Annotated in this window: 3 protein-coding genes and 1 pseudogene; 3 read left to right on the top strand and 1 reads right to left on the bottom strand. The window is 57.5% G+C overall.

What is annotated here, in order from left to right:
• Positions 1-125: 125 nt before the first annotated feature.
• Positions 126-257, bottom strand: a pseudogene (locus AAE029_RS36005) (IS481 family transposase); the annotation flags it as partial.
• 297 nt (positions 258-554) lie between these two features.
• Here AAE029_RS36005 and AAE029_RS36000 point away from each other — a divergent pair.
• The 3 genes from AAE029_RS36000 to AAE029_RS35990 all read left to right on the top strand — a co-directional run.
• Positions 555-2702, top strand: a complete 2148-nt coding sequence (locus AAE029_RS36000; RefSeq protein WP_371077733.1) for a type I secretion system permease/ATPase — start codon at positions 555-557, stop codon at positions 2700-2702.
• The gene (locus AAE029_RS35995) at positions 2699-4153 is read left to right on the top strand and encodes an HlyD family type I secretion periplasmic adaptor subunit (protein WP_371077732.1); all 1455 of its coding nucleotides are present in this window, start codon (positions 2699-2701) and stop codon (positions 4151-4153) included. The genes AAE029_RS36000 and AAE029_RS35995 overlap by 4 nt, the downstream gene beginning before the upstream one ends.
• 302 nt (positions 4154-4455) lie before the next feature.
• On the top strand, positions 4456-6792 hold a 2337-nt coding region (locus AAE029_RS35990; protein WP_371077731.1), incomplete at its 3' end, for a M10 family metallopeptidase C-terminal domain-containing protein.

Raw genomic sequence — 6792 nt, 5'->3', positions numbered from 1 at the left:
TCGTCAGGCTCATAACCTGAAGGCCGCAGGTTCAAATCCTGCCCCCGCAACCAAATCACAAACAAAATGGCCCGCCACCTGGCGGGCTTTTGCGTCTCTGGAAACAGCTATCGCTGGCGCGAAGACTTCATCTTCGCAACCGTCTTCTGATTGATCCTGTAACGCTTCCATAGGGCTCCCAGGCTCTCTTGACTATTTTGTATTGCTCGACGGATCGCCTCTGTCGTCGTGGAGCTCCCGTGTAGAATTTGTCCCATAGCGAATCTCTCCAGGCTTGCGAGAAGATCGCACCATTAAAATCCGGGATCAAACACCTATCATTTTCACCTCGTATTTTGAGCGAGGACGTCATGCCCAGACGGAAGCGAGTCAAGCTTCTGTTAGTCGTCTTTCGTGATTTCTCAGCCACAACCATGCCGAAGTCTTGTGAGCGCTAATATCTCAATGGTGTTGTAGCTCTGAGTCAGCTACAACGTGGACAAAGGGTTCAAAGTGAACGGTCCGCCGCCGCAGGTGCGGGCCGATCTGCAACTTACGGGAAAATGACTTCGGGTATGGATGGCATCGGTCCGCAGCATCACGACTCCGGTCTTCGTGCGCTTTGCGGTATCGCTGCGTTCTACCGGATTGCCGCTGACCCAGTCCAGCTTCAGCACGACCTGGCGCTGAAGGGGCGTGCATCCGAAGCCATCGACATCCAGCGAGCAGCCAAGATCATCGGCCTCAAGGCGCGTGTCGTGGAGAAGGTCACGGAACACCGCCTTCGATCGATGCCAGTTCCAGCAATCGTCAAAATGCGCAGCGGCTCCTTTCAAGTGCTGGGCGGTTTGGATCCTTCCGGAAAGTACAGGCTCGTCGATCCGATAACGCGTGTTGATCACGAAATCGCTCCGTCGGATATATTGGAGGAAATCGGCTCGCGCGTGATCCTCGTCGGCCGGCGGATCGGCGGTGAAGGATCCGATCCCAGAGAGTTCGGCCTTAAATGGTTCCTGCCGTCGATCTGGCGATACCGCAAGCCACTCGCACATGTTCTGCTTGCCTCGCTGTTTATTCAGATATTTGCGCTTGTCACACCCTTGTTCTTTCAGGTGGTGGTCGACAAGGTTTTGACACACAAAGGCTACTCGACACTTTTTGTGCTGGTCGCAGGCATTGCGATCATTGGCCTCTTCGATGTCGTGCTTCAATATCTCAGAACCTATGCGTTGGCGCACACGACGAACCGGATCGACGTCGAACTTGGGCAACGGCTGTTTCATCACCTTCTGCGGCTGCCTCTTGGCTATTTCGAGACCCGCTCTGCAGGCCAGACCGTTGCGAGGGTGCGCGAGCTTGAAACTATCCGTGCATTTCTGACCGGCCAGGGACTTTTCTCGGCACTTGATGTCATTTTCACTTTTGTCTTCATCGCGGTTCTTTTCGCTTATTCGTGGGGCATGACGCTGATCGTCATTGCCGCGATCCCGATCTACATCCTGATCGGTATGACCGTCAGGCCACCACTTCGCGAATTCGTCAAGGAGAAATTCAATCGAGGTGCTGCGAGCCAGCAGTTCCTCGTCGAAGCGATCGTCGGTGTCCACACGGTCAAATCTGCCGCGGTGGAGCCGGTGATGCAGGCACAGTGGGAGGAGAAGCTTGCAGCTTACGTGCGGACAGCTTTTGATACGACGCTGCTTAGCGCTGGCGGACAAAACGCGATTCAATATGTCAGCAAGCTTTCGACGGCAGCTCTTCTTCTCTTCGGCGCCAAGGCTGTCATCGATGGCGAGCTGTCGGTTGGCTCGCTAGTTGCCTTCAACATGATTGCCGGTCAGGTCACCCAGCCGGTCTTGAGGCTTTCCCAACTGTGGCAAGATTTTCAGCAGGTGCAGATCTCCGTTGATCGGCTTGGTGACATTCTGAACACGCCGATGGAGCGTCAGCCTGGCGCTCGCTTGTCGTTGCCGGCGCCAAGGGGGCATATCGAATTTCGAAATGTCACCTTCCGCTATCGGCCCGGTTCCCCGGAAGTCCTGAAAAACGTATCACTTGAGTTCAGGCCCGGAGAGGTGATCGGCATTGTCGGCGCTTCCGGTTCTGGAAAGTCGACCCTGACCAAGCTCGTCCAACGCCTCTACATTCCGGAGGAGGGGCAGGTGCTTCTCGACGGGGCGGACCTTTCGCAACTCGATCCCGCCTGGCTTCGGAGCCACATAGGAGTGGTTCTCCAAGAGAACCTTTTGTTCAACCGCACGATTCATGACAACATCGCTTTTTCAAACCCGGCGATGCAGCGGGCTCAAGTCATTGCTATTGCTAGGCTCGCCGGCGCCGATGAATTCATCACAAGGCTACCGCAGGGCTATGACACGATGATAGAGGAGCGCGGCGCAAACCTCTCCGGTGGCCAGCGCCAGAGGATAGCTATTGCCCGGGCTCTTGCGACCAATCCGCCAATACTGATTTTCGATGAGGCAACCAGTGCGCTTGACTACGAAAGCGAGCGGGTCATTCAGACGAACATGGGTCAGATCGCCAATGGCCGAACGGTGATTATCATCGCGCACCGACTTGCTGCGGTCCGGCCATGCAACAGGATCATCGGCGTTACCGACGGCCGGATCGCTGAGGTCGGCAGCCATGACGAATTGTTGGGTCGGCCAGATGGCCTCTATTCGCGTCTTTGGGCGTTGCAGAACGACAGGGGAGCGGCATGAGCTCAGTCGCCAACGCCTCTCGCTATTTGGGTCTTCCACGACGGCCCGCAACGCGCGCGGATCACGAATTTCTGGCGCCAGCCCTTGAAGTTCTGGAAACGCCACCATCGCCCATACGCATGGTGCTGATCCTGACTATCTGTCTGTTCACCACCGTCGCGCTGATCTGGTCCTATCTCGGCCGCATCGACATTATCGCTGCAGCGCAAGGCAAGATACAGCCGACTGGCCGCGTCAAGGTCGTGCAGCCGTTGCTGACGGGCAAGGTGAAGGCGCTGCCGCCACAAAACGGCGACCATGTACGCCGGGCTGACATTCTGCTCGAACTTGATCCGACGGACGCTCTCGCAGACGAAAGGGACGCCGCAAAGGGCCTTGCATCCGTTAAGGCGGAGGTTCAGCGCCGCAGAATTGCCATCCAGTTCGTGCGTTCGCAACCAGCGGCGGGGTCGGTTCCGGAAGTCAACTGGGAGAAGGGTACTGGTCTTGAGCTGCAGCAACGCGAGAATGGCATTCTTCGAGGCGATATCGAGCAATATTACGCGACTATCGCCTCACTCGACGCGCAGCAGCATCAGAAGGAAGTGGAGCGTGAACGGCTCAAAGTGACAGTGGCCGCGCAGGAATCCCTCGTTGAGACCCTCAAGGAGCGTGTGACGATGCGCAGCACACTTGCTTTGAAGGATGCCGGCACAATGGCAAGCGTCATCGATGCAACAGAGACGATGAAGGAACAGGTGACGCAGTTGGCAATACGGCAGGGTCAGCTTGCTGACGCCGAGGCTGTAATCGATGTCTTCGCCAAGGAGAAACGGAAAGCAGAACGCGCCTTTCTAAGCGATCAGCTTGACAGGCTTGGCGACGCCGAGCGTCGCGTCGACGAATTGGAGCAGCGTCTGGCGAAGGCAAAGAATTCTCTCGAGCAGATGACGTTGCGCAGTCCGATCGATGGAACTGTGCAATCCTCGTCGGTCACCGGGCTCGGGCAGGTGGTCACCGTTGGCCAGGACCTGATGCGGATCGTACCGGAAGACAGCGCGCTCGAGCTTGAAGTCTATATGCCGAACAAGGACATTGGCTTCATCAGAGTGGGCCAGGAAGCCGTCGTGAAACTTGAGGCCTTTCCGTTCACCCGCTACGGCACGGTTTCAGCTGTTGTCGTGAAGGTCGCGGCTGATGCCATCCCGGAGCCAGACGCAGCCCGTCGTGAGGGGGACCCTATCGCCAGGCAGTCAGGGACAGCCTTTGGTGGTGCGGAGCGAACACAGAATTTGGTCTTTCCTGTTACGCTGCGCCTCGCAGCCGATCACATTCAAGCTGACGGTGCAGATGTCAAATTGTCACCAGGCATGGCGGCTGTTGCCGAGGTGCGCACGGGCCAGCGCAGAATATTAGAGTATGTGTTTTCGCCATTGGTTGAGGTGAGTGACGAGGCGCTCCATGAGCGATGAAGGATTGTCACAATTTAATGGCTATGAATGTCTTGCGACTGCGGTACATTTCTCGTTCTGTGAGTAAGTTATAAGGCTGATCCTGAATTCGAGGGCTAAAAGGCGTGTTTACAGCAAAATATACTCTTGAAGTGCTTTGCTTACTAGCGCAGCGCAGGAAACAAACTGTGAGGTTTGTCGGCGGCCCGCTTCCGGCGGGGCTGTGCGGCCGGACCTGACTTCAATTTCAACCGAGCGTCGTGCGTGTGGGGAGGCGAACCGACCCAACGCATGGTAAGGCGGCATAAGCAAGCGGTGATTTCATGACGGGCATCATTACTCCCACAAAGAACGTCAGCTTGACGGGGGATCAGAAAATTGACGGGCTTCTCAGCGGCTATGCCTGGGATAGCACGATAACCTATTCGTTTCCCACCAGCTCGACATCGTACTCCTATAGTGGCGAGAAGGATTACGGCTTCTCATCGATTTCCGCGCAACAGCAGTCTGCTGCCTTGTTCCTTATGGAACAATCCTATGGAAACACGGCAAATGACGGCTTCTCCGTAGAAGGATTTACGAACGCCAACTTTGTGGCCGGGAGCGTGGACACCGCATCGGTGCGGTTTGCACAGTCGTGGTATCCTCCGACGGCATGGGCGTATTATCCAAGTACTGAAAGCAGCGGCGGCGATATCTGGTTCGGGACCGCATATGCTGGCACCGCAGATGATTATCGCTTTCCGGAGTTCGGCAACTACGCAGGCCATACGTTGGCGCATGAGCTGGGTCACGCTCTCGGTCTGAAACATGGTCATGAACCGAACACAGGCAATTCGGTGATCGTGCCCGACGCCTATGATTCCGTCGAATATACGATCATGACCTATCGCACATATGTCGGAGACAGTGCGACTGGCTACAAATACGAGCAGAATGGCGCGCCACAGACCTTCATGATGCTCGATATCGCCGCCCTGCAGGAAATGTATGGTGCGGATTACACGACCAACAGTGGCAATACGGTCTATAAGTGGAAGCCGAACGAAGGCGTCACCTATGTGAATGGGGTCGCGGCCATCACGCCTGACGCCAACAGGATCTTCGCAACGATCTGGGACGGCGGCGGTGTCGACACCTATGATCTGAGTGCCTATGCCGCCAGCCTTCAAATCGACCTGCGACCAGGGGGCTACTCGGTCTTTTCCCACAGCCAATTGGCCGATCTGGGAGGTGGCCCGAATAATGGCTATGCGCGCGGTAACATTTTCAATGCGCTTCTTTATCACGACAACCTTGCATCGCTGATCGAGAATGTTCAGGCAGGCTCCGGCAACGATACGATTATCGGCAACGAGGTGAACAACACCCTTTGGGGCAATGGCGGAAATGATTCGCTTACCGGCGGTGGCGGCGATGACACATTGAACGGCGGTGCCGGATTGGACCGGATGTCGGGCGGGGCTGGCGACGATATCTATATCGTCGATGTTGCGAACGACGTCGTGATCGAGAACGCGGGCGAGGGGACGGACACGGTCAGGACCGCGGCTTCGAGTTATACACTCAGCACCAACGTCGAAAACCTGACGTATACGGGCACGGGGTCGTTCAACGGCACTGGCAACGCTGCGGCCAATGTGATCACTGGCGGGGCACGGTCCGATTGGCTGGATGGAAAGGCGGGCGCCGACACGCTGATCGGCGGAGCGGGCAACGACACCTACGTTGTCGACAGTGCCGGCGACGTCGTGACCGAGGCTGCCGGCGGTGGCAGCGACGGCATCTCGACCGCTCTTGCAAGCTATTCGCTAGCGGCGATCGCCCAGGTCGAGAACCTGATCTTCACGGGCAGCGGCAGCTTCAACGGTGCAGGCAACAGCCTTGACAACAGAATCATTGGCGGGTCCGGCAATGACGCGCTGTCTGGTGACGCCGGCGACGATTGGCTGGATGGCGGCATGGGAGCTGACGCGCTTTTCGGCGGCACCGGCAACGATATCTATTTCGTTGACAATGGCGGGGATACGGTCACCGAAACTGCCGACGAGGGTATCGATACGGTGTACGTACAGTCGTACTACCTCGCGAGCTACACGCTCGGCGCCAACATTGAGAACCTGACCTACACCGGGTCAGCCACCTTCACCGGCACCGGCAATGCGCTGAGCAACATCCTGACTGGCGGGGCAGGGGTCGATACGCTGAAGGGTGCGGCAGGTGACGACACCTATGTCGTCAGCACCGGTGACATCGTCGTGGAGAATGCTGACGAGGGTATCGATACCGTAAAGACGGGCCTGGCGGCCTACACACTGGGTGCCAACGTGGAGAACCTGACCTACACCGGGTCAGCCGCCTTCACCGGCACCGGCAATGCGCTAGACAACATCATCAAGGGCGGAGCGGCAGCCGATAAGCTGACTGGGGCTGCCGGCAACGACACGCTGGATGGCGGGGCAGGCGCCGATACGCTGGTCGGCGGCGCCGGCAACGACACCTACATCGTGGATGCCGCGAGTGACGTGGTCACCGAGGCGGCAGGTGCGGGCACTGACGAGATCCGGACGGCGCTTGCGACCTACTCGATTGCCGCACTGGCCAACATTGAGAACCTGACCTACACCGGGTCAGCCACCTTCACCGGCACCGGCAATGCG

The sequence above is a fragment of the Sinorhizobium sp. CB7 genome (assembly GCF_041357635.1).
GTDB lineage: Bacteria > Pseudomonadota > Alphaproteobacteria > Rhizobiales > Rhizobiaceae > Rhizobium.
This window is presented reverse-complemented; position numbering and strand designations above follow the sequence as displayed.

Excerpts from the sequence above, each read along its gene's own strand:
- AAE029_RS36000 (WP_371077733.1), top strand. The coding sequence starts at position 555 with ATGGATGGCATCGGTCCGCAGCATCACGACTCCGGTCTTCGTGCGCTT.
- AAE029_RS35995 (WP_371077732.1), top strand. The coding sequence starts at position 2,699 with ATGAGCTCAGTCGCCAACGCCTCTCGCTATTTGGGTCTTCCACGACGG.